The organism is Polaribacter batillariae (genome assembly GCF_017498485.1).
Taxonomy (GTDB): Bacteria; Bacteroidota; Bacteroidia; order Flavobacteriales; family Flavobacteriaceae; genus Polaribacter; species Polaribacter batillariae.
The window spans coordinates 267,966-288,015 of sequence record NZ_CP071795.1 but is presented as its reverse complement, the minus strand read 5'-3'; the positions used below and the strand labels follow the sequence as shown (position 1 = coordinate 288,015).

Genomic DNA, 20,050 nt, shown 5'->3' with positions numbered 1-20,050 from the left:
TTTAATTTGTATTAGGTAAATCTTGGTTTATAAAAACTCCTTTGTCTATTTCTCTTTGTGCACTTATAGAGTTATAAATAAACTCGAAGTTATTTGAGTTACAAACAACATTTGTGCCAGTATTTCCAGAAGATACATAGGTTAAAACGCGGTCTAAAATAGGATCCGAACGCTTGCCAAGTTCTCCAAGGTTTAAAATATCTTCATTTGGGCACAAAATAATGTCGGGTGTAAATCCGTTTTCGTAAGTTTGGTCGTCTTTATTATAGAAACTTAACACTACAGGTTGTAAAGCGACTGTGTGCGACATATTTCTGTTTCCGAAATCGTAATCGTCTGAATTATATAAAGTAATAGAACCAGTGTTGTTTCCTGCGGTTTGTGTGCCAATTAAATGTACATTTATATAGGGTTTTAGACTATTTATTAATAATTCGATTGTAGAAGAACCCGAAAAATTATCTCCATTTAATACAATATAAACGTCTGTTAAGTTTAAACTATTAAAATTTGTAGTTGCATTTAATTTTGTTGGAAATTTTGTTATTAAAGAATCTGGTTGATTTTGCTCAAACCAAGGCTGTGCTTTCGAGTTCCATTTTTCTTTTACAAAAGTGTTATTTGCAAATTGCCCTGTAATTAAACTTGCTAATTTTGCGACATCTCTTGCAAAACTTCCTGTACCTATATTGTAACGTAAGTCTAAAACGAGTTCGTTAACATTGGCATTTTTAAAATCTAAGAAAGTAGTGTTTAATTCGTAAATGTAATTTTTAGAAAAATTGTTGTTGTACATTAAATACCCAATATTGTTTGCCCCAATTGGTATTATTTCTTCTAAAAAAGTAGTAGGATATGTGTAATTTTCTTTAGTTAAAGAAACGGTTTTTGTGTTTGGAGTAACAGTTGTACCATCGAAACTTACTATGTTTAAATTAAAAGTATCTGCGCCATCTAATAATAAATCGATAAAATTGGTTCTTGTTAATTGTACACCATCAACAGCGTTAAAAAATTCTCCACGTTTAATATTTTTTGATGCGGCATTCGAGCCCGGTAAAATATGTGTTACGTAACCAATAACATTATCAGGCTCTCCTTCTTCAGCAATAATGCCAAACTCCATTCCGTTTGTAACAGTTGCTCTTAAAGGAACATCCTCTAAAAGAATATTGTAATCTTCTACTAAAGTAGATTTTGCATCGTTTGCAATTAATAAAGAAGAAAATAATTCGTTATAATCTTCAAAAGTGCTTAAATAATTATTCAATTGAATATCCGAATTAAAACGTCTGTCAGATAAATCTTCAATTTGATCTTGGTACAAATAATAAGCATTTAACCCTTTCCATACAAAATCGTGAACGACCAAATCGTCTGGAACTTTATATTCTTTAGAACATTGGGTAAAAGAAATTGCTAAAAAAAGTAAGTAAAAAGCTTTTAAATAGTTTTTCATTAAATAAAGATATAGTTTCTGTACTAAAGTTAACGCAATTTACGTATAAATAGTATTATTTTTAAAATATCTTGTAACAAAATAAATTGTGTCTCGTCGTAATAATGTAAATCTAAAAATAAGAAAGCAATAAGAAGAAAGATTTACAAAAAAAGAAACCCAAGAAATGAACCAGTCAGACTTTTTAAAAGTTGTTTTACCGTTTAAAGACAAAGTGTTTCGTTTAGCAAAACGATTGTTAGTCTCTACAGAAGAAGCTGAGGATGCTACACAAGAACTGTTTTTTAAATTATGGAAAAGCAAAGAAAAAATCGCTGATTATAATAATGTAGAAGCATTTGCAATGACAATGACAAAGAATTATTGTTACGATCGCTTAAAATCGAAACAAGCAAGTAACTTAACATTAGTGCACAGTAATTATAAAGAAAAAGATACGTCTTTAGATAAAAAAATGGAATATCAAGACAGTGTAAACCAAGTACACAAATTGATAGAAAATTTACCAGAACAACAAAAAATTATCATTCAACTTAGAGATATCGAAGAATACGATTTTGAAGAAATCTGCAAAATGGTAGATATGAAACCAACAGCAGTAAGAGTGGCATTATCAAGGGCGAGAAAAACAATAAGACAAGAATTAATAAAAAAACACAACTATGGAGTTAGCTAACATAGAAAAATTAGTAGAAAAATATTTAAACGCAGAAACTACTTTGCAAGAAGAAGCCGTTTTAAAAAACTATTTTAAAGAAGAAAACGTGGCACCTCATTTGCAAGAGTATGCATATATGTTTAATTATTTTACCACCGCTAAAGATGTAACGTACACAAAAACCATAAAGTTAGAACCTAAGAAATCGAATAAGAAAAACTTTAAATGGTTGTCTGTAGCAGCATCTGTAGTATTGTTGTTTAGCGTATTTGTTGGAAAACATACATATAACGAACATCAACAAAGAAAAGAAGCAGAAAAAATATACGCACAAGTAAGTAAAGGGCTAGAATTGCTTTCTACAAATTTAAAAAAAGGAGAAAATGCAGTAGCCAATTTGTATGTATATGAAAATACTGTAAATAAGATATTAAAATAAACCAAGTAAAAATTAGTAAAACCAAGTAAACAAGAGAAATTATGAAAAAAATAATAATATTATTAGCATTTATTGTTGCACCAATGGCAACAAGCGCACAGTCGTTTTTCGACTCACTAGAAGATATGGATGGCGTAGATATGGTCGTTGTTTCTAAAGATGCTTTCGAACTTTTAAATAAGTTTAAACCTAAAGACACTAAAAGTAACGAAGTAATGCAAGTCTTTGAAATGATTAAAGAATTAAAAGAATTTAGAATGTTTTCTTCAGACGACAAATCCATTGCCAATAAAATGGAAACAATGGTAAATAATTCTATTAAAAAACAGAATTTAACAGAGTTAATGCGAATAAAAGAAGACGATTCTCGAATTAAAATCTATGTACAATCAACAAAAAATAAAAATTATGTAAGTGAAGTTTTAATGTTTATTAAAGGAGTTGATAAAAAAACGAATGGCATGTCTAAAGCAATGATTGTTTCTTTAACCGGAAATATTGATATTAATAAAATGTCGGATTTAGCAGATACATTTACAAACGGAAAGCATAAAAATTAATTTTTAAGCTTCTTAATTACAAATCTAAAACTTGTAGTATTTATTTTATAAGTGCTACAAGTTTGTTTAAAAAAATACACAATGAGAAAATTAACCACAATATGTACTTTGTTGTTTTTGGTTGTTTTTGCAACTTCTTGTAAAAACGAAAAATCGCTACAACAATATTTAGTAAGCGTTCCAGAAAAAGAAGGTTTTGTGTCTGGAGATTTACCTGTAAGTTCTTTATTAACTCCAAAAACGAATGTTTCTAACGATGTAAAAGAAACTATAAAAAGCATTAAAAAAATTAATGTAGCTTATTTGGTAAAGACCAAAGATAATGAAGCTGCTTATCAAAAAGAAAAAGCAACTTTAAAGAATATTTTTTCTAGCAAAGATTACAAAAATTTAATGTCTGTAAAAATGAAGGAAATGAACATGAAAGTTTATTACACAGGAGATACAGACGCATTAGATGAAGTAATTGTTTTTGCTTATGGAGACAAAAAAGGAGTAGGAGTCGCAAGGTTATTAGGAGATAATATGAATCCTGCCAAAGTAATTGAAATGATAAATAGCGTTAAATTAGATAAAGACGACGCTTCTTTAGAACAATTTGCAAATATTTTTAAAGGAATGTAAATCTTTAGAAATAACACTCAGAAGCTGTCTCGAAAGATTAACATTTGTCATTTCGACGTAATATAGAAATCTTATTTATTGAATTTTAGAATTTTAGACAACTATGTTAGTTACTTTCAATTAAAATATATTTTGATTTTAGTAATGCTAAAAATAACAGTTAAATTTACTTTTGTGACAGCTTCTTTTTTTATTTGCACAACTATTTTAGAATAATTGAATTAAAAAATTATTTTTTGGTAAAAGGAATTAAGTAAGAAATGGTATAGTTAAAACCAAAACCAGTATTGCTTTCAAAAATTCTATTAAAACCAGGTGCATATAACGATTTAAAATTTTCTGGGTCTTTTACGCTCATCATTATTTTATAAGAAGCGCTAAAACTGATAAAAAAGTTTTTAAAAGTTTCTGCTTTTATACCAATCATTAACTCGGACCAATGTGCATTTAAACCTGTTGTAGTTTGCGGAACTGTAATTGTGTTTACAGGAAAATAGTTACCAAAATCTTTGCTTGATGTATTAGGAGTGTAGCTATTTAATGTTTGTTCGAACAAACTAAAACCATATCTATAGCCTACAAAAATTTCGTTATTCATGTCCAACCAATTTTTATACGCGTTGTAATTAACCCCTAAACGAATGTAATTTCCTTTGGCTGTTGAATTTGTATAATCTTCGTTATTGGTTTCTTTTTCATAGCCAATTTCTGCAGCTAAGTATAAATTCTTTTTTATTCTATAATCTCCAACAATTTCAAAACCGCTATAAGAACCATCGAATTGTGCTTTTATAGGTTTGCTAATATCAATTCCAATACGTAAGCCATAACCTGTTTTGTAAACGATACTATCTTTTTCTTTTATTGTTAAAGAATCTTTTTTTTGTTCTTGTGAAAAACCATCAACAAAAATAAAAAGGAAACAAATGCTAATGAAATATTTGTACATGAGCGGAATTTTGATTGTCTATAGTTGTTAATGTTGTAGGTGTAAAATCGGTAATCCAAGTATTGGGTTCTGTAGAAAATGTTACATTTTTAAAAATAACTCGATAGCCACAAGAACGAGAAACATACTCTTGTTCAGTCTCGTAAGTAATTGTAAAAGTTGCAAATTCGTTATCTACCTTAGCACCATTTACGGTGTTTTTTTTAAGTGTATATTTGGTTTCTAACGCATTTGGGTTTAGAGGAATCGCAATGCTGTCGAACGTAGATATACCTGTAAACAAACTATCAACCCTGCTTTCTGCAATTAAAGAAAAACGTTGTACTCTTTTAGGAGTTTCTCTATTGGTGTCATCAAAAAAAGTAATTACCAAACGTGGTGTAACAGGATTTTGTAAACAGAAATCGTCTTTTTCGCAAGCGGAAATAAAGGCGAAAATTAACAATAGAAACAAAAATGTTTTTTTCATAAAATTACGCTTCAACTTCTACAATTTTATTAATGGCTTCTGCCAATTTAAAATCTAGTTCTGTAACACCATCTACATCGTGAGTAGTTAATGTAATATCTAAGGTATTATACACATTTGTCCATTCTGGATGATGATTTAGAGCTTCGCATTCAAAGGCAATTCTGTTCATTGCAGACATACAATCTTTAAAATTATCGAACTCGAAATCTGTATGAAGTGCATCATCATAAAAATCCCAATCTGGTAAGTTTTCTAATTTTTTTTCTATTGCAGAATCTGATAGTTTTATGTTTTTCATGATTATTTGATTTAAGATTTTAAATATATAATTATTGCAACTAATATTGATTAAATTGATGTTAAAACTAATTCACTTTTTCAAAAAGTACAACAGTTTCTATATGACTCGTGTGTGGAAATTGATCTACCAAACTTATTTTTTTCATGTTGTAACCAGCTTCTCTTAACAACTCTGTATCTCTTGCCTGTGTTGCAGGATTACAAGAAACATACACCATTCTATCTGCATTTAAGTTGATGATTTTCTGCAAAGTTTTAGGGGCAATTCCTGCTCTTGCAGGATCTAAAATGATGGTTTTTATTTTATTTTGATATTCTGGATGTGCAATTAAAAACTTTCCAACATCTGCTGCAAAGAATTTTAAACCTTCGATATTGTTTCTTTTAGCGTTCTTTTTTGCATCTGCAATGGCAGATGCTACAATATCTACACCAACTATTTTTGTATTGTTACTTTTAGAAGCTACAATTTGCCCAATAGTTCCTGTTCCACAAAACAAGTCCATAACTACAGTATTGTTTACTTTTGTTTTGTCTTCTAAAACATATTCTACAACTTTATTGTACAGTTTTTCTGCACATTTTGGATTGGTTTGAAAGAAGCTTTTCATGCTAATTTCAAAATTTAAACCTAATAATTCTTCTACAATTTTATCTTTTCCGTAAACCAGTTCTAAACTTCCAGAAGTTGCAATGGTTCTATCGCCAGTTTCGTTGTTAATGGTGTGTAAAAGACCTGCCAAACGCTCACCCAAAATGCTTTTTAGAAAATTTGCGAATTCTTGCAAATCGAATTTATCTAATTCACTAGAAGTAGTTACCAAATTACATAATAGTTCGTTTGTTTTAAAAGATTTACGCACCACAAAATATCTAAAAAAACCTTCTTTTTTAGGCCCATGCCAAGGTGATAACCCTGTTTCTAAACAATAGTTTCGGATGTTTTTTAAATTATCTTCCAGTTGTTTATCAAACAAACCCGAGTCTTTTTCTAAATTATCGCCCATCCACCAAACTCCACGTCGTTTAAAACCAAGCGTAAATTCGTCTTTATCGGTTTTGTTGATTCTATCATAACCAATGGCAGAAAAACCATATTCCATTTTATTTCTGTAATGAAACACATTGGGTGAGGTTACAAATTCGTCGAATAAATCCTCAATATTTTCTACTTTTCCAATTCTTTTGAATAAAGATAAAGTACTTTCTTTTTTGTATGTATGTTGCAGTTCAATAGGTAATTGAATGTAAGGCGCTCCAGGAATGTCTTGAAAAGGAACTTCCACTTCGTCTTCTGATGGTTCTAAAACATCAATTAATTTTGCTTCTGCATATTTTTTATTGGATTTGCTAATTTGCACTTTTACCAATTGTCCAGGCAACGTATTCGGAACAAATATTACAAAACTTCCTTCTTCGGAATGAATTCTGGCAATTCCTTTTCCTCCAAAAGCATAATCTTCAATTTTTAACTCTAAAACTTGATTTTTTTTTACAAATTTGTTGCGTTCTCTACGTGGCATTTTTAAGTATTTTGGTTTGCAAAATTAAGGAAAAGATATTGATAGATTACCCATTATGCTTTGAAGTTATTACTTTTTAAAGAGTGCCCAAATTCTTTATTTTTTAAATAACAAAAAAGCCTCAAAATTTTAGTTTTGAGACTTTTACTTTACGATTACAAATACTTTAAAACTAACTATTTAAAGTTTTATTGTTATTGAATTTTTCTAAAATTTTACTCATTTGTTTTCCTGCAGCTTCACGACCGCCTAAACCAAAAGATAAAACTACGGTTAATGCCACAGCTCCAAGAGTAATGCCAAAAGCAAGGTTTATAATATCGTCTGCAATGCCCATTCTGCGTAAACCAATTGCTAAAAATATGGCTAAAATGGCAACTCGAATAATACTTGCAACGAATTTATTATCGTCGGATTTTAAAAAACTGTTTTTGGCAAGGTTAGAAATCCAATTTCCGATTGCTAATATGATTAAGCCAAATAGTATGTTGCCACCTAAGTTAACAACAGTTTCCATAATTTCAGACAATTTATCGAATTCTAATTTTTCGATAGCCGTTATTAAACCAAATAAAATTATAAAGGCATATACAATGTTTGCAATTAGTTTTTCGATATTTGTTTTGCCTACAATAGAGTTTACACCTGCAGTTCTTAATACTTGGTTTACATTTAAACTGTCTAATAAATCTCTTAAAAGTTCGCTTAAAAATTTACCTCCAACTGCAAAAATAATTATAATAAGTGTTGCTACTAATATTCTTGGAATTGCTTCGAAAAAACTCTCTAGCATACTGGTTGCTGGGTCTGAAATTGAGTTGATATTTAAAATATTTAATGCAGCTATTAATAGTGGAATAAATATAAAAATAAATACAATTTTCTGTAAAATAGAAACGATATTTATGTTTTCTGGAAGCCTTAATTTTGGTGCAAATTTTCTTATCGTATCGCCAGATAAACCTACTAATTCAGATACGATTGTTGCCAACATATAGCCAATGTAACCTACTAAACATGCGCCAACAATATTTGGTATAAATCCTGTAAAACCGTTTAATAAACCTTTAACGGGTTCTAAAACGTTGGTCATGCCAAGGGTGTCTAATGCAAGCATAAAAACAAAAATCATTACTAATAAGTAAACAATTTTTCCTACCAGTTCGCCAAATCTTATTTTACTACTGCTTAAAGATTTGTTTAAACCTGTACTGTTTGCAATTTTTTTGGTAACTCTTTTAAGAAGACTTGCTATAAACCATCCTAAAATAATAATAATAAGTGCAGAAAAAGGTCTGCCTAAAGTTCCTGTAATTTGGTTGTAAGATTGTAATAGTTGATCCATTTTTTTTCGATTTTAGTTCAATATTCTGACACTTAATCTCTTAAAAAGTCACTTTTTTTGCTATTTTTGCAAAAATCTGGGGATGATTTCTTTCCCACGCTGAATTTCTGATTACTTGTCAGAAGAATAAAGGTAGAACAGGAATGGTTTTTTTTATAAATTTTAAAACAATAAAAATGGCTGTTTTAGACAAATTAACTTCGCAAGAAGCAATCGAATTAGAAAACAAGTATGGTGCGCACAACTATCATCCACTTCCAGTGGTTTTGAGTAGAGGAGAAGGCGTGCATGTTTGGGATGTGGAAGGGAAAAAATATTACGATTTTTTATCAGCTTATTCTGCTGTAAATCAAGGGCATTGTCATCCTAAGATTGTAGATGCAATGACGAATCAAGCAAAAACATTAACTTTAACTTCGCGTGCATTTTATAATGATATGTTGGGCAAGTACGAGAAATTTGCAACCGATTTTTTTGGTTTCGATAAATTACTACCAATGAATACAGGTGCAGAAGCTGTAGAAACTGCTTTAAAAATTGCTAGAAAATGGGCCTACGAAGTAAAAGGTATTGATGAGAATAAAGCGCAAATTATTGTTTGTGAAAATAATTTTCACGGAAGAACAACCACAATTATTTCGTTTTCTAACGATCCTGTTGCGCGTAAAAACTTTGGTCCCTATACTAAAGGTTTTCTAAAAATTGAATACGATAATTTACAAGAATTACAAGAAGCATTAGAAAGCAGTAACAATATTGCTGCATTTTTGGTAGAACCAATTCAAGGTGAAGCTGGTGTTTATGTACCTTCTGAAGGGTATTTAGCGGCGGCAAAGAAAATGTGCGAAGACCATAATGTTTTATTTATTGCAGATGAAGTACAAACAGGAATTGCAAGAACGGGGCGTTTATTAGCAACTTGTGGAAACTGTTCTTGTCCTGAGAAAAATTGTTCTGGTACGCCAGAAGTAAAACCAGATGTTTTAATTCTTGGGAAAGCACTTTCTGGAGGAGCATATCCCGTTTCTGCAGTTTTAGCAAATGATAATGTTATGAATGTAATTCGTCCTGGAAACCATGGTTCTACTTTTGGAGGTAACCCTATTGCTGCTGCTGTTGCAATGGCTGCTTTAGAAGTAGTTGCCGACGAAAAATTAGCCATAAATGCAGATCGATTAGGTAAAATTTTTAGAGCAGAGTTAAGTGAGTTTTGTAAAAACAATCATTTAGTAGAATCTGTAAGAGGAAAAGGACTGTTAAATGCAATTTTAATTAACGATTCTGAAGACAGTTCTACTGCTTGGGATATTTGTATTAAACTTCGTGATAATGGCTTATTAGCAAAACCAACACATGGCAATATTATTCGTTTTGCACCACCTTTGGTAATGACAGAGGAGCAGTTAATGGATTGTATTTCTATTATTAAGAAAACAATATCTGAGTTTTAAAAATTCCGTTTTTATAACATTTTATCGAAAAGAATTCCTCGAGGTTCTGCTTTGGGGTTTCCGTTGTAATTATCATTCCCAAGGAAACGCGAATCTAAATACAACATTTTGTTTTTTGATTTTTTTAGCTCAAAATAAAACCAGCGAAACTCCTTTTTTAGTTCCTCCTAAAAGACAGTTGGTTTCAATTTTTTTTATTTAGCCACAATTTTTAAAATTTGTGGCTAATTTTTTTGTAAATTCTTATAAGAATATACTTGTGTAAGATTAGTTACTCTGTTTTAACCATTTATTTTCTACAAAAATATCTTCATAAACCTTAACCTTAATCAATTTTTCACTTTAAAACAAAAATCTACCTTTTTACAGTTCTTGGTATTTTTAAAACCATTTTTTGATTAACCTGAGTTCGATTAAAATTTAGGCATTTTTTTCTAGTAAAAAAGATAGATTTTCAGTAAATTAAAGTATTGAATTTCAATTTATTAATCTAAAAATCTATCTATGATAATCTACTCTAAAATTACTGAAATTTTCTGTCTTGTTGATGAATTTTGTAAAGAATATGACCAAATAGTCAGTAAACACCTTTTAGGCAATCCATCAAAACGTCCCAGTGTTATGTCAAATAGCGAGGTAATTACCATTACCATTTTGTTTCAGCTTAGTGGTTTTAGGACCTTTAAACACTTTTACGTGTATTACTTGCAAAAGCATATGCAAGATGATTTCCCAGCTACAGTTTCATACAATAGATTTACAGAACTCATGCAGCAAAACCTCATGCCAATGACTTTATTTTTAAAGACATGTTGTTTAGGTAATTCTACGGGTATTTCTTTTGTAGATTCTACACCTGTTAGAGTTTGCAGCCCCAAACGAATTAAGAATAATAAAGTATTTAAAGGCATTGCAACCACTGGAAAATCCACTATAGGATGGTTCCATGGCTTTAAATTGCATATCGTTATAAATGATAAAGGTGAAATCCTAAACTTCTGCATAACCCAAGCTAATGTTGATGATAGAACGCCATTAAAAAAGAAGTCTTTTTTAGATAAAATTTATGGTAATACCATTTAAACTTTGAATTCAATATAATATTTACTATCTTTCGGGATAAAATTTATTATCTTTCAATATGCCAAAAAAATTACCTTATCCATTAAAGAAGAATCTGTTGAATTGCGAAAACTATATGAGTCTACTACTACAGAATTACGAAGAGATCGTTTAAAAATGTTATACTACATAAAGTCCGGGAAATACATCTATCGTAATGCGATCGCAAAGAAGCTTGGCAGACGTCCAACCACCATAGGCAATTGGATTAAAGACTATGAAACAGGAGGCCTTTCAAATTTATTAGAAATACATAGCGGAGGTAATAATACCGTTCATATTTCTGATAGAGCAAAAGCCTATATCTCCAAGACATTATCCAATAGCGATACCACCATAACTTCCTATATAGAGTTACAAGCTCATATAGCCGAAGATTTATCAGAGATGATAAATTATGGTGCACTTTATGCACATTGTAGGCGAAAACATAAGTCTAAGCTAAAAGTATCAAGAAAGTCACACTATAAAAAAGACCTGAAAGCCGAAATGGTTTTTAAAAAACCTAGAAAACACTTTTAAATTATTTAGAACAAAACTAAATAAAAATAACTTTGAATCGGTCAATTTATTTTTTCAAGATGAATCTCGTTTTGGATTAATAATCAAACAAAAAAGAGTCATTACAGCTAAAGGCGTTAAACCTATAGCAAAATACAAACATAGTTATCAGAGTAAATGGCTATGGGGAAGTTTTTCACCCATTACCGGTGAGAGTTTCTGCATGCTAACAGATACTGTGTGTAAAGACTTTTTTATTGAGTATTTAACAGACTTAAGTGCCTGTAATCCTTTGGAACTAAAAATTGTAATTATTGACAATGCAGCTTTCCACGCTACTAAAGATGTAAAATTGCCTGATAATATTATTTTATTACCTATCCCTGCATATTGCCCTGAACTAAATCCAGCTGAAAAAGTTTGGCAATACCTTAAAAGTAAAATCGCAATGAAAATTTATGACACTTTAGAGATACTAGAATCCAAAATAGAGCACCTAGTTTATCAAATGGATAATAATACCATTAAGTCTATAACCGGATATGAATTTTATCTAAAATCTTTTTATAACGTTTTTAATGTTTAAATGGTATAAGTTATATGCGGACAAAGGTTATGTTGGAAAAGATTTAATGCAGTTACTTTTTGCTGATGGATTGCATTTAATTACTCATATTAAAAACAATATGAAGAATTCTTTAATGACAATGAGTGATAAAATTTTACTGCGTAAACGCTCTGTTATTGAAACCGTAAATGACGAACTCAAAAATATTTGTCAAATTGAACATTCTAGACATAGAAGTTTTACTAATTTCTTGTCAAACATAATCGCAGGTCTTATTGCATATAGCTTTTTACCAAAAAAACCTGCTATAAAATATCAGACTGTAAAGTCTAATCAGTTGACAATTTATTAATCGAACTCAGGTTGATTATAATTTAGGCTGAAAAAACAATTTTATAAACAACTTATAGCCAAGAAATTAAAAACTCGCTATCCCTGAGCTCAGGGATAAGCATCCCTGAATTCAGGGAGGCAAAAAATATACGGTCTTCAGGGATTGACAAGTACTTTTTTATGCTTTATGTTTGTTGAAAACAAATAATCACTAAATTTATGAAAATGAAAAAAAACAAATTAACTAAACTTTTAAAAATAGGGGTATTTTTCTTTGGAATTTCCTTAGTATTATGGAATTGCGAAAAAACAGAAGAAATAACCCCTAATTCAGATTTACAAGAAGCGCATGCGGTTCATGTAGCCATAGATGAAGAGTTTGAGTAAATCGGCGGGGTTGTAAGAAGGCCTTCCCGTTTGGGCATTCTTGGTCAAATCAAACTGGGATAAATCCAAGCTATCTACAAAAATGTCAATGGCTCGAACGCTGTTATCCTTATCGATCATGTGGTCCAAGGCGGTGGGGAAAAATCCGAGTTGATTACGAGGGGTTCGTGCGATATATTCCATACTTAAAGATATGAAATTTTTACTTTTTTACCAATAAAATTAATGAAAGTTTTTAGACAGTCTGACGTTTTAGTATAAGCTTTGTTGCGCGTAGATTCAAGTACCAAGTGCAAGTTTTTGATTTTGGTTAATAAATTGATAAAAAACCTCTTTAGGGGTTCTGTATCCTAACTTTTTTCTTGGTCTATTATTGAGTTTGTTTACCGTTTCAAAAATATCCTTTTGTTTGACATTATCCAAGTGTTCATTTTTTGGGAAATATTGTCTGATAAGTTTGTTCGTATACTCGTTAAGTCCACGTTCCCAAGAGCTATAAGGGTGAGCAAAATAGACATCACAATTTAATTTTTCTGCTATTTTTTTATGTCCTGCAAACTCTTTTCCATTATCATTGGTAATTGTTCGAACCCATTTTTTATGTGGTGCTAAAGTGTTTATAGTCATTTTTGTAATCATATCTGCTTTTTTTCCTGTCACATTTTCAATCCATAAAAAACTAGAATAGCGATCTACAATGGTTAATAAAGCTCCTTTATGGTCTTTTCCTATAATTAAATCAGATTCTAAATCACCTACTCTTTCTTTGAGTTCTACAATTTTTGGACGTTTTTCTATAGACACTTTATCGGGTATTTGTCCTCTATTGGATTTACTTCCATACCTTTTTTTATATTTTTTTTGACCTGTTCGTAGTTCTTTATAAAGCAATCCTCCTTGTCTTTTATCTTGCCAAACATATTGGTAAATTCGCTCGTGAGAGACCATCTGTATTGCTTTAAGTTTACACCAACCAACTATCTGTTCTGGAGACCATTGAAATTTAATCATTTTTTCTTTGATTATTTTTTTCATTTCCGTTGAAAAAATAGTCTTATAATGGCCTTCTTTTTTACGCTCATCAGCTAATTTTTGTGCGTGTTTAGCACTATAAGTCCTAGGTTTTGAGTTCCTTTTCAATTCTCTATAAAAAGTACTTTCATTAATACAAAGTGATTTAATAATCTCTTTTTTACTAATTTTTGCCTTAAGCATTAATTCTATTGAGTACCTTTGTTCGAAAGTTAATTGTTTGTAGTTCATATCACAAATCTTTGACTTTTTTTGGACTTTTCCTAACGGGGTAAAACCCGTAGGAAAATCCTATCAAAAACTTGCACTAGCATTTGAATCTAGGGCGTTTTTATTATGCTAAAAATAAGCAAATTATTAAACAACTTTGTGTCTGCGTATTTTTCCGAAGGAAAAATTTAGCAGCAATAAAGTTTATACAGTGTTAGCCATAGTATTTACATTTCAATCAATTTTTCATCAATAAATCCTTCAAATTCATTAGAACAAATAGCAAGATTGTTATTCTTATAATTTCTTCCAAGTATAAATCTAAACTTAGCTTTTTTATTCCCAAATATACAGGGAGCTATAAATGTTAAAATCTGTTTTGATTTGATTGTGCGTTTTCTAAAAAAGCTATTTCCACAATAAAATCGTTCAGTATCTTTATATCTTTTAAGATTCCTCCATTTATTTTTATAAAAAACTTGTCTTCTCATAATAATTCTACCATCCATATTGAATAAGTTTAAATCATTATTAGTATTATTCAATAAGACAATTTTAAAACCAGATTTAATTCCTTTTCTTTTGTAACTAGACCATTTTGGAAATTTTAAAATAGATTTTCTTTCAACATATAATTTTAAAGAATCAGATTTGAATTGAGTAGTTTCAAAAATTGAATCTTTCTCACTTCTAACTTCAATAATATCAAAATCATAGTCATAGAATTCAGGTTTAAGGCAATTTAAATCTTGACTAACTAAATTTCCTAAACTAAAAATCATTAATAAAACTATAATTTCCTTCATATTATGGCTAACGTGTTTGTGTAAAGAAAGTTGCGTGATTTAAGTACTAAAGTTAGCAAATATATCACTGATAGAAAAAAAAGTGATGTGCACCCAAAAGTTTAGACAAATTTATAAAAAAATCACAGATAGAAAATTCGGAAGGATTTTCTTAAGTAGGGTAGAACCGAGCAATTAATTTTATACTGTGTTGGCATTAGTTTTTTAATTTTTCATTAATTCATCTAGTCTATTATAGAAATATTCTCCTTCTCCATTAAATATTCCTTCTATGATTCCACTTGAATTTATTATTATTTTTGTTGGATAACCTTTTATAGCATATTTAACAGAAACATCTTTGTCAATTTCATTGTCATTGAAAAGGTTTTTCCATTTTAATTCGTGTTCATTAACCGCATTTCTCCATTTTGTTTCTGTGTCATTACAAGCTATGCCAATAAACTCAATTCGGTTTTTGTATTTTTCAAAATGTTTTTTCATTTTTGGAAATCCAGAAATACAAGGTGCACACCAACTACCCCAGAAATCGAGTATAGTAAATTTGTTTTTTGAAAAGTCTACTGAATAATGTTCTTCGTTTATAGATTTTAAGGAAAATTCAGGTGCTTTTCCTCCTAATTTAATTCTTGATTCAGCCTCTCTGACTTTTGTATATTTTTGAAATCTAGTAAATTGAAATTTTAAAAGATTCTCAAATGTACCTTCTTTTACAAACTTGTCTAATTTTTTTAAATATTTCCCTATGGTATCTAATGGTTGTCTTGATAAATAGTAGGCAGAAAGGTTTTTGTCTAAATTATTATTGATATAATTTAATTGAAAATTGCTTGCTATTATAGAGTATTCTTTACGCTTTTTAAAAAGAGCATTAATTGTTTCCCTGTCTCCATTATTAAACATTAACGAGTCTATTTCTAATTCAATTTTTGATTTTTCTATTAGAGAAGCAACATACTCATTTCTATTATCACTATATTCTTCATTAATTTCTGAACCTTTTGCTTGATATTTAAGATTCAGTTTTTCAAGCTTTCCTTTTACTGAAATTCTATCTTCTGGTTTTAATATTAGAAGTATTGATTTTTCAAGTGGTCTATATGGACTTTTATCTAATCGGGTATATTCTGCTTTTCTTGGCGTTACTATACTTATAATAGCTTCTTTTACTGGTAAGTCATAGAAGAATTTTCCGTTTTTAGAATAAATAGTGTCAATAATAGGGTCTTCTTCAATATTTGAAATTTTATAGCTTTCTATATAAATAGTGTCATTTCCAAGTCCGACAATTTCAGCAGATAGGTTATTTTTTTGAATACAAGATGTAAAAGAGATACAAAAAAAGATTAAAGCAAAAGTCTTAATATATTTCATTATTGATAATTTTGGTGTTTTTAAATATAAAAGGTGATTATTTTCCATATTTCTTTTCTATAATGTTTCCAGTTATAACACCAATTCCAGTAAAAAATATTGCAATTGCAATAACAAATGGTAAACTGAATTCATTATAGGGTATAATTCCTGTGCTAGCTAGAATTAAGCTTAAAATAAAACCAGCAGAACCACCGATAATTAGAAAACCTAATATGAACCATGGGATTTTGAATGATTTTTTATTGCTTTTATTCTCAAACAAAATACTGTTAAAATAATTAGCAGGTAACTCTAAAGCATTTGTCAACCTTTTTAATGTGTCTCCACGTGGTTCACTTTTACCATTTTCTAATCGTTGAATTGTTCTTAAGCTTAATTCAGATTTTCCAGATAAATCCTCTTGTGATAAGCCTTTTTCTGTTCTAATTTTCTTAACAGCATTAGAAAATTCTATTTTTCTCATTTAGAAGTTATTTTTAATTTTTCAAATATATAGCTTAAGTTATTTTAATGTGCCGTCAAAGTCTAGTTATTGCCACGTTTTTTGTACGTCATTTATACGACATTAATTTGTCAATGTATTGTTTATGGGTGATTGGATAGTTTTTTTATTTTCAGACTAGTATTACTTTATTGTAATAGAAAGCTTATTTATTCTGATGTGCGAATTAATGCCAACGTGTTTGTATAAGATTAGTTGCGTGTTTTAAGCACTAAAGTTAGCAAATAAATCACAGATAGAAAGTCCGCGAGGACTTTCGTAAATAGGCTTTTACCAGCAATTTTTTTACACGTCTTAAGTTTGTAATTCATTAAATTTGAACATAATTAAGAAAAGACAAAAGAGAGGAATAAGGTTAATATATACGCAGAAGCATAGACTTCGTCAACATTGAAAATCCCCTCTCTTTTCTACACAGATTTCGTACAGTTCTATGAGGCTTTTAGACCTCGCTTTTAAGTCGTTGAAACTCGCGTAGTATGTCCTTTCGTAAAAACATTTATTTATGAATAAAGATATTAAATATTTTGGAATAGACATCAGTCATTTATTTTTTGATGTCACAGATTCAGATGGCAATTATTACCAGTTTAAAAACAATTTAACAGGCTTTAAAAAGTTTGTAAAATTATTAGATTTAAAGAGTCATTGCGTGATGGAAGCTACCGGTTATTATCATTACCAATTAGCCTATTATTTACAAGAAAAAGGTTTTAAATTATCGGTAGAAAATCCATTATCGGTAAAACGTTTTATTCAAATGAAATTGTCTAAAATAAAGACAGATAAGAGCGATTCTAAACTAATTTGTGAGTATGCAAAGCAGGTTAAATTAAAGTTGTGGAAAGGCAATTCTAAACATCAGCTGGAATGTTTACAAATGACAAGAACCCTTTCAGCATATACAAAGCAGAGCACTATGCTGAAAAATAAATTACATGGCGAAGCCGTTTTAGGTACACCAAGTAAATCTGTTGTGAGGTCTTTAAAACGCAGTTTAAAACATGTTGAGAAAGAAATAAAAACGATAGAAGAAGACCTATTAATTTTAGTAAAAGAAGTTCATAACGATGTTTTAACACGTTTAAAAAGCATCCCAGGCATTGGTCCCAAAACCTCTTTAATGTTAGTAGTTTTAACCGATGGATTTGAGCGTTTTACGAGTGGTAGTGAATTGTGTAGTTATGCAGGTCTAACGCCAACAATTAGACAAAGTGGTAGTAGTGTAAAAGGACGATCGAGAATAAGTAAAATAGGGAATCAAAAACTAAGAAATTTATTGTTTATGTGTAGTTTTAATGCATGCAAATACAACAAGGCTTGTCGAGATCTTTATCAACGAATCGTAGCCAAGGGAAAGAGCAAAAAATTAGCCTTAATCGCAGTCTGTAATAAACTACTAAAACAGGTCTTTGCAATAGCAAAATCAGGATTAATATATGATGGAAATTATAAAAGTACTTTCGTAAAAAATTAATGAGTTTTTACTTGTTTTTTACCACAGTACTTTGTTGTGCAACGTTATTTTTTGTTTTCCAATATTTTCAAAAGTTTTTTCGAATTTTGTCTATTGTCCCAAAAAGCTGTGATGATAATTTCTGTGTCATTAAATTTATAGTAAATACTAAAATTACCTAATGAAGCAACTCTTGTATCTTTGAAATCTGTAGCTTTGTAAATAAGAGGTTTTTCGGCTATTTGTTTTGTTCTTTCCGAAACTAGCTTTAAAAGTTTTTTAGAGTATCTATTTGATTTGTTTTTTTTAACCCAATATTCTAAAATTCCCACGAACTGAATGTCAGCTGTTCGTGTCCAAATTACATTGCGTTTAGCCATTCCAAATTCCTTTTATTCATTGCTTCTTGAGAAATTAGTTTACCATCTTTTATATCTCGTTCACTCATTTCCAGCATCAATTTCTGTTCTTTGGTCAGTTCAACTATTTCAGATTCAGATGAACTCGATGTAATTATTTTGTCAAGAGCCACTAAAAAGTCTTTGTTTTTAATCGATAGTATTTTGTCAATCAATCCGTTTCGTATATTATCTACTGTTGCCATTTTTATTTAAATTTATTTTATAAATATCCGAATAATTGGTCGTTATTCCTAATGTTGCACAACGTCAGTCTGTCTCAAAACCACCATTTGTTGTTAAATATAAGAAATTTAAATTATTTCAGAACAGTTTAAGCAACTTTTAAAGGTTTCGTAGATTCAAGTACCAAGTGCAAGTTTTTGATTTTGGTTAATAAATTGATAAAAAACCTCTTTAGGGGTTCTGTATCCTAACTTTTTTCTTGGTCTATTATTGAGTTTGTTTACCGTTTCAAAAATATCCTTTTGTTTGACATTATCCAAGTGTTCATTTTTTGGGAAATATTGTCTGATAAGTTTGTTCGTATACTCGTTAAGTCCACGTTCCCAAGAGCTATAAGGGTGAGCAAAATAGACATCACAATTTAATTTTTCTGCTATTTTTTTATGTCCTGCAAACTCTTTTCCATTATCATTGGTAATTGTTCGAACCCATTTTTTATGTGGTGCTAAAGTGTTTATAGTCATTTTTGTAATCATATCTGCTTTTTTTCCTGTCACATTTTCAATCCATAAAAAACTAGAATAGCGATCTACAATGGTTAATAAAGCTCCTTTATGGTCTTTTCCTATAATTAAATCAGATTCTAAATCACCTACTCTTTCTTTGAGTTCTACAATTTTTGGACGTTTTTCTATAGACACTTTATCGGGTATTTGTCCTCTATTGGATTTACTTCCATACCTTTTTTTATATTTTTTTTGACCTGTTCGTAGTTCTTTATAAAGCAATCCTCCTTGTCTTTTATCTTGCCAAACATATTGGTAAATTCGCTCGTGAGAGACCATCTGTATTGCTTTAAGTTTACACCAACCAACTATCTGTTCTGGAGACCATTGAAATTTAATCATTTTTTCTTTGATTATTTTTTTCATTTCCGTTGAAAAAATAGTCTTATAATGGCCTTCTTTTTTACGCTCATCAGCTAATTTTTGTGCGTGTTTAGCACTATAAGTCCTAGGTTTTGAGTTCCTTTTCAATTCTCTATAAAAAGTACTTTCATTAATACAAAGTGATTTAATAATCTCTTTTTTACTAATTTTTGCCTTAAGCATTAATTCTATTGAGTACCTTTGTTCGAAAGTTAATTGTTTGTAGTTCATATCACAAATCTTTGACTTTTTTTGGACTTTTCCTAACGGGGTAAAACCCGTAGGAAAATCCTATCAAAAACTTGCACTAGCATTTGAATCTAGGTTTAATTTTATGAAATTGGTTTCGGTTTTTTGGTGTAAAAAGTGTGTAAAATAGGCTTAAAATAACGCGTATTTGGGTTAAAAATAGAACCGAGGCATTCCCTAAGCTTTTTAGTGGGTTTATGCCTTGATTTTTGAG

At 29.9% G+C, this 20,050-nt stretch carries 22 protein-coding genes and 3 pseudogenes; 11 read left to right on the top strand and 14 right to left on the bottom strand.

The features are described 5' to 3' along the window. Position 1: 1 nt before the first annotated feature. Positions 2-1,459, bottom strand: a complete 1,458-nt coding sequence (locus tag JL193_RS01275; protein ID WP_207972112.1) for a S41 family peptidase — start codon at positions 1,457-1,459, stop codon at positions 2-4. A gap of 166 nt (positions 1,460-1,625) precedes the next feature. On the opposite strand from JL193_RS01275, the gene JL193_RS01270 reads away from it, so the two are divergent. The 4 genes from JL193_RS01270 (at position 1,626) to JL193_RS01255 (ending at position 3,740) form a co-directional block, all read left to right on the top strand. Next, positions 1,626-2,135, top strand: coding sequence for a GFO_1088 family ECF-type sigma factor (locus JL193_RS01270; RefSeq protein WP_207972111.1), 510 nt, complete (start codon positions 1,626-1,628; stop codon positions 2,133-2,135). Then, a complete protein-coding gene (locus tag JL193_RS01265) occupies positions 2,122-2,556 on the top strand; it encodes a PG0215 family putative anti-sigma factor (RefSeq protein ID WP_207972110.1) in 435 nt (144 codons plus the stop codon). The genes JL193_RS01270 and JL193_RS01265 overlap by 14 nt, the downstream gene beginning before the upstream one ends. A 41-nt stretch (positions 2,557-2,597) precedes the next feature. After that, positions 2,598-3,116, top strand: coding sequence for a GFO_1090 family protein (locus JL193_RS01260; RefSeq protein ID WP_207972109.1), 519 nt, complete (start codon positions 2,598-2,600; stop codon positions 3,114-3,116). Positions 3,117-3,197: 81 nt separating this feature from the next. Then, complete coding sequence (locus JL193_RS01255) at positions 3,198-3,740, top strand: GFO_1091 family lipoprotein (protein ID WP_207972108.1); 543 nt, start codon at positions 3,198-3,200, stop codon at positions 3,738-3,740. A 229-nt stretch (positions 3,741-3,969) separates the two neighbouring features. On the opposite strand, the gene JL193_RS01250 is transcribed toward JL193_RS01255, so the two are convergent. The 5 genes from JL193_RS01250 to JL193_RS01230 all read right to left on the bottom strand — a co-directional run bounded on the left by JL193_RS01250 (position 3,970) and on the right by JL193_RS01230 (position 8,329). Continuing rightward, a complete protein-coding gene (locus JL193_RS01250; protein WP_207972107.1) occupies positions 3,970-4,689 on the bottom strand; it encodes a DUF6048 family protein in 720 nt (239 codons plus the stop codon). Then, positions 4,670-5,158, bottom strand: coding sequence for a DUF6452 family protein (locus JL193_RS01245; protein ID WP_207972106.1), 489 nt, complete (start codon positions 5,156-5,158; stop codon positions 4,670-4,672). The genes JL193_RS01250 and JL193_RS01245 overlap by 20 nt, the downstream gene beginning before the upstream one ends. Before the next feature lie 4 nt (positions 5,159-5,162). Further along, positions 5,163-5,459 carry a 4a-hydroxytetrahydrobiopterin dehydratase gene (locus tag JL193_RS01240; RefSeq protein WP_207972105.1) on the bottom strand — a complete coding sequence of 99 codons (297 nt, stop codon included), beginning with the start codon at positions 5,457-5,459 and terminating at the stop codon, positions 5,163-5,165. 67 nt (positions 5,460-5,526) lie between these two features. Next, entirely contained in the window at positions 5,527-6,984 is a 1,458-nt protein-coding gene (rlmD, locus tag JL193_RS01235) for a 23S rRNA (uracil(1939)-C(5))-methyltransferase RlmD (protein WP_207972104.1), read from the bottom strand. A gap of 172 nt (positions 6,985-7,156) precedes the next feature. Further along, positions 7,157-8,329, bottom strand: a complete 1,173-nt coding sequence (locus JL193_RS01230; RefSeq protein WP_207972103.1) for a mechanosensitive ion channel — start codon at positions 8,327-8,329, stop codon at positions 7,157-7,159. A gap of 176 nt (positions 8,330-8,505) precedes the next feature. On the opposite strand from JL193_RS01230, the gene rocD reads away from it, so the two are divergent. The 6 genes and pseudogenes from rocD (at position 8,506) to JL193_RS01200 (ending at position 12,691) form a co-directional block, all read left to right on the top strand. Next, the gene (gene rocD / locus JL193_RS01225) at positions 8,506-9,780 is read left to right on the top strand and encodes an ornithine--oxo-acid transaminase (protein WP_207972102.1); all 1,275 of its coding nucleotides are present in this window, start codon (positions 8,506-8,508) and stop codon (positions 9,778-9,780) included. 504 nt (positions 9,781-10,284) lie between these two features. Continuing rightward, positions 10,285-10,851: pseudogene (locus JL193_RS01220) on the top strand (IS982 family transposase); the annotation flags it as partial. Between the two features lie 168 nt (positions 10,852-11,019). After that, on the top strand, positions 11,020-11,424 hold the full coding sequence (locus JL193_RS01215; protein WP_243456802.1) for a COG3415 family protein: 405 nt from the start codon (positions 11,020-11,022) through the stop codon (positions 11,422-11,424). 19 nt (positions 11,425-11,443) lie between these two features. After that, positions 11,444-11,989 (top strand): annotated as a pseudogene (locus JL193_RS01210) (IS630 family transposase); the annotation flags it as partial. Between the two features lie 7 nt (positions 11,990-11,996). Beyond that, positions 11,997-12,323: pseudogene (locus JL193_RS01205) on the top strand (transposase); the annotation flags it as partial. A gap of 200 nt (positions 12,324-12,523) precedes the next feature. Further along, positions 12,524-12,691: a hypothetical protein gene (locus JL193_RS01200; protein WP_207972101.1), complete on the top strand. Its 168-nt coding sequence runs from the start codon at positions 12,524-12,526 to the stop codon at positions 12,689-12,691. On the opposite strand, the gene JL193_RS17535 is transcribed toward JL193_RS01200, so the two are convergent. From JL193_RS17535 to JL193_RS01180, 5 genes are all read right to left on the bottom strand, one after another. After that, positions 12,641-12,811 carry a transposase gene (locus JL193_RS17535; RefSeq protein ID WP_496559624.1) on the bottom strand — a complete coding sequence of 57 codons (171 nt, stop codon included), beginning with the start codon at positions 12,809-12,811 and terminating at the stop codon, positions 12,641-12,643. The two genes, JL193_RS01200 and JL193_RS17535, sit on opposite strands and share 51 nt — an antisense overlap. A gap of 159 nt (positions 12,812-12,970) precedes the next feature. After that, positions 12,971-13,954 (bottom strand): IS30 family transposase, encoded by a 984-nt coding sequence (locus tag JL193_RS01195; protein WP_207970543.1) that lies wholly within the window; start codon positions 13,952-13,954, stop codon positions 12,971-12,973. 206 nt (positions 13,955-14,160) lie between these two features. Next, entirely contained in the window at positions 14,161-14,739 is a 579-nt protein-coding gene (locus JL193_RS01190) for a hypothetical protein (RefSeq protein WP_207972100.1), read from the bottom strand. A 204-nt stretch (positions 14,740-14,943) separates the two neighbouring features. Next, complete coding sequence (locus JL193_RS01185; protein WP_207972099.1) at positions 14,944-16,161, bottom strand: thioredoxin-like domain-containing protein; 1,218 nt, start codon at positions 16,159-16,161, stop codon at positions 14,944-14,946. After that, a complete protein-coding gene (locus JL193_RS01180) occupies positions 16,151-16,579 on the bottom strand; it encodes a helix-turn-helix domain-containing protein (RefSeq protein WP_207972098.1) in 429 nt (142 codons plus the stop codon). Before JL193_RS01180 ends, JL193_RS01185 begins: the two co-directional genes overlap by 11 nt. A 544-nt stretch (positions 16,580-17,123) precedes the next feature. Between JL193_RS01180 and JL193_RS01175 the strand changes: the two genes are divergently transcribed. Then, complete coding sequence (locus tag JL193_RS01175) at positions 17,124-18,095, top strand: IS110 family RNA-guided transposase (protein ID WP_207972097.1); 972 nt, start codon at positions 17,124-17,126, stop codon at positions 18,093-18,095. 44 nt (positions 18,096-18,139) lie between these two features. Here JL193_RS01175 and JL193_RS01170 read toward each other — a convergent pair whose 3' ends face one another. The 3 genes from JL193_RS01170 to JL193_RS01160 form a co-directional block, all read right to left on the bottom strand. Further along, positions 18,140-18,454 (bottom strand): type II toxin-antitoxin system RelE/ParE family toxin, encoded by a 315-nt coding sequence (locus tag JL193_RS01170; protein WP_207972096.1) that lies wholly within the window; start codon positions 18,452-18,454, stop codon positions 18,140-18,142. Further along, positions 18,436-18,678 (bottom strand): hypothetical protein, encoded by a 243-nt coding sequence (locus JL193_RS01165; protein ID WP_207972095.1) that lies wholly within the window; start codon positions 18,676-18,678, stop codon positions 18,436-18,438. Before JL193_RS01165 ends, JL193_RS01170 begins: the two co-directional genes overlap by 19 nt. A gap of 156 nt (positions 18,679-18,834) precedes the next feature. Beyond that, complete coding sequence (locus JL193_RS01160) at positions 18,835-19,818, bottom strand: IS30 family transposase (RefSeq protein ID WP_207970543.1); 984 nt, start codon at positions 19,816-19,818, stop codon at positions 18,835-18,837. Positions 19,819-20,050: the final 232 nt, after the last annotated feature.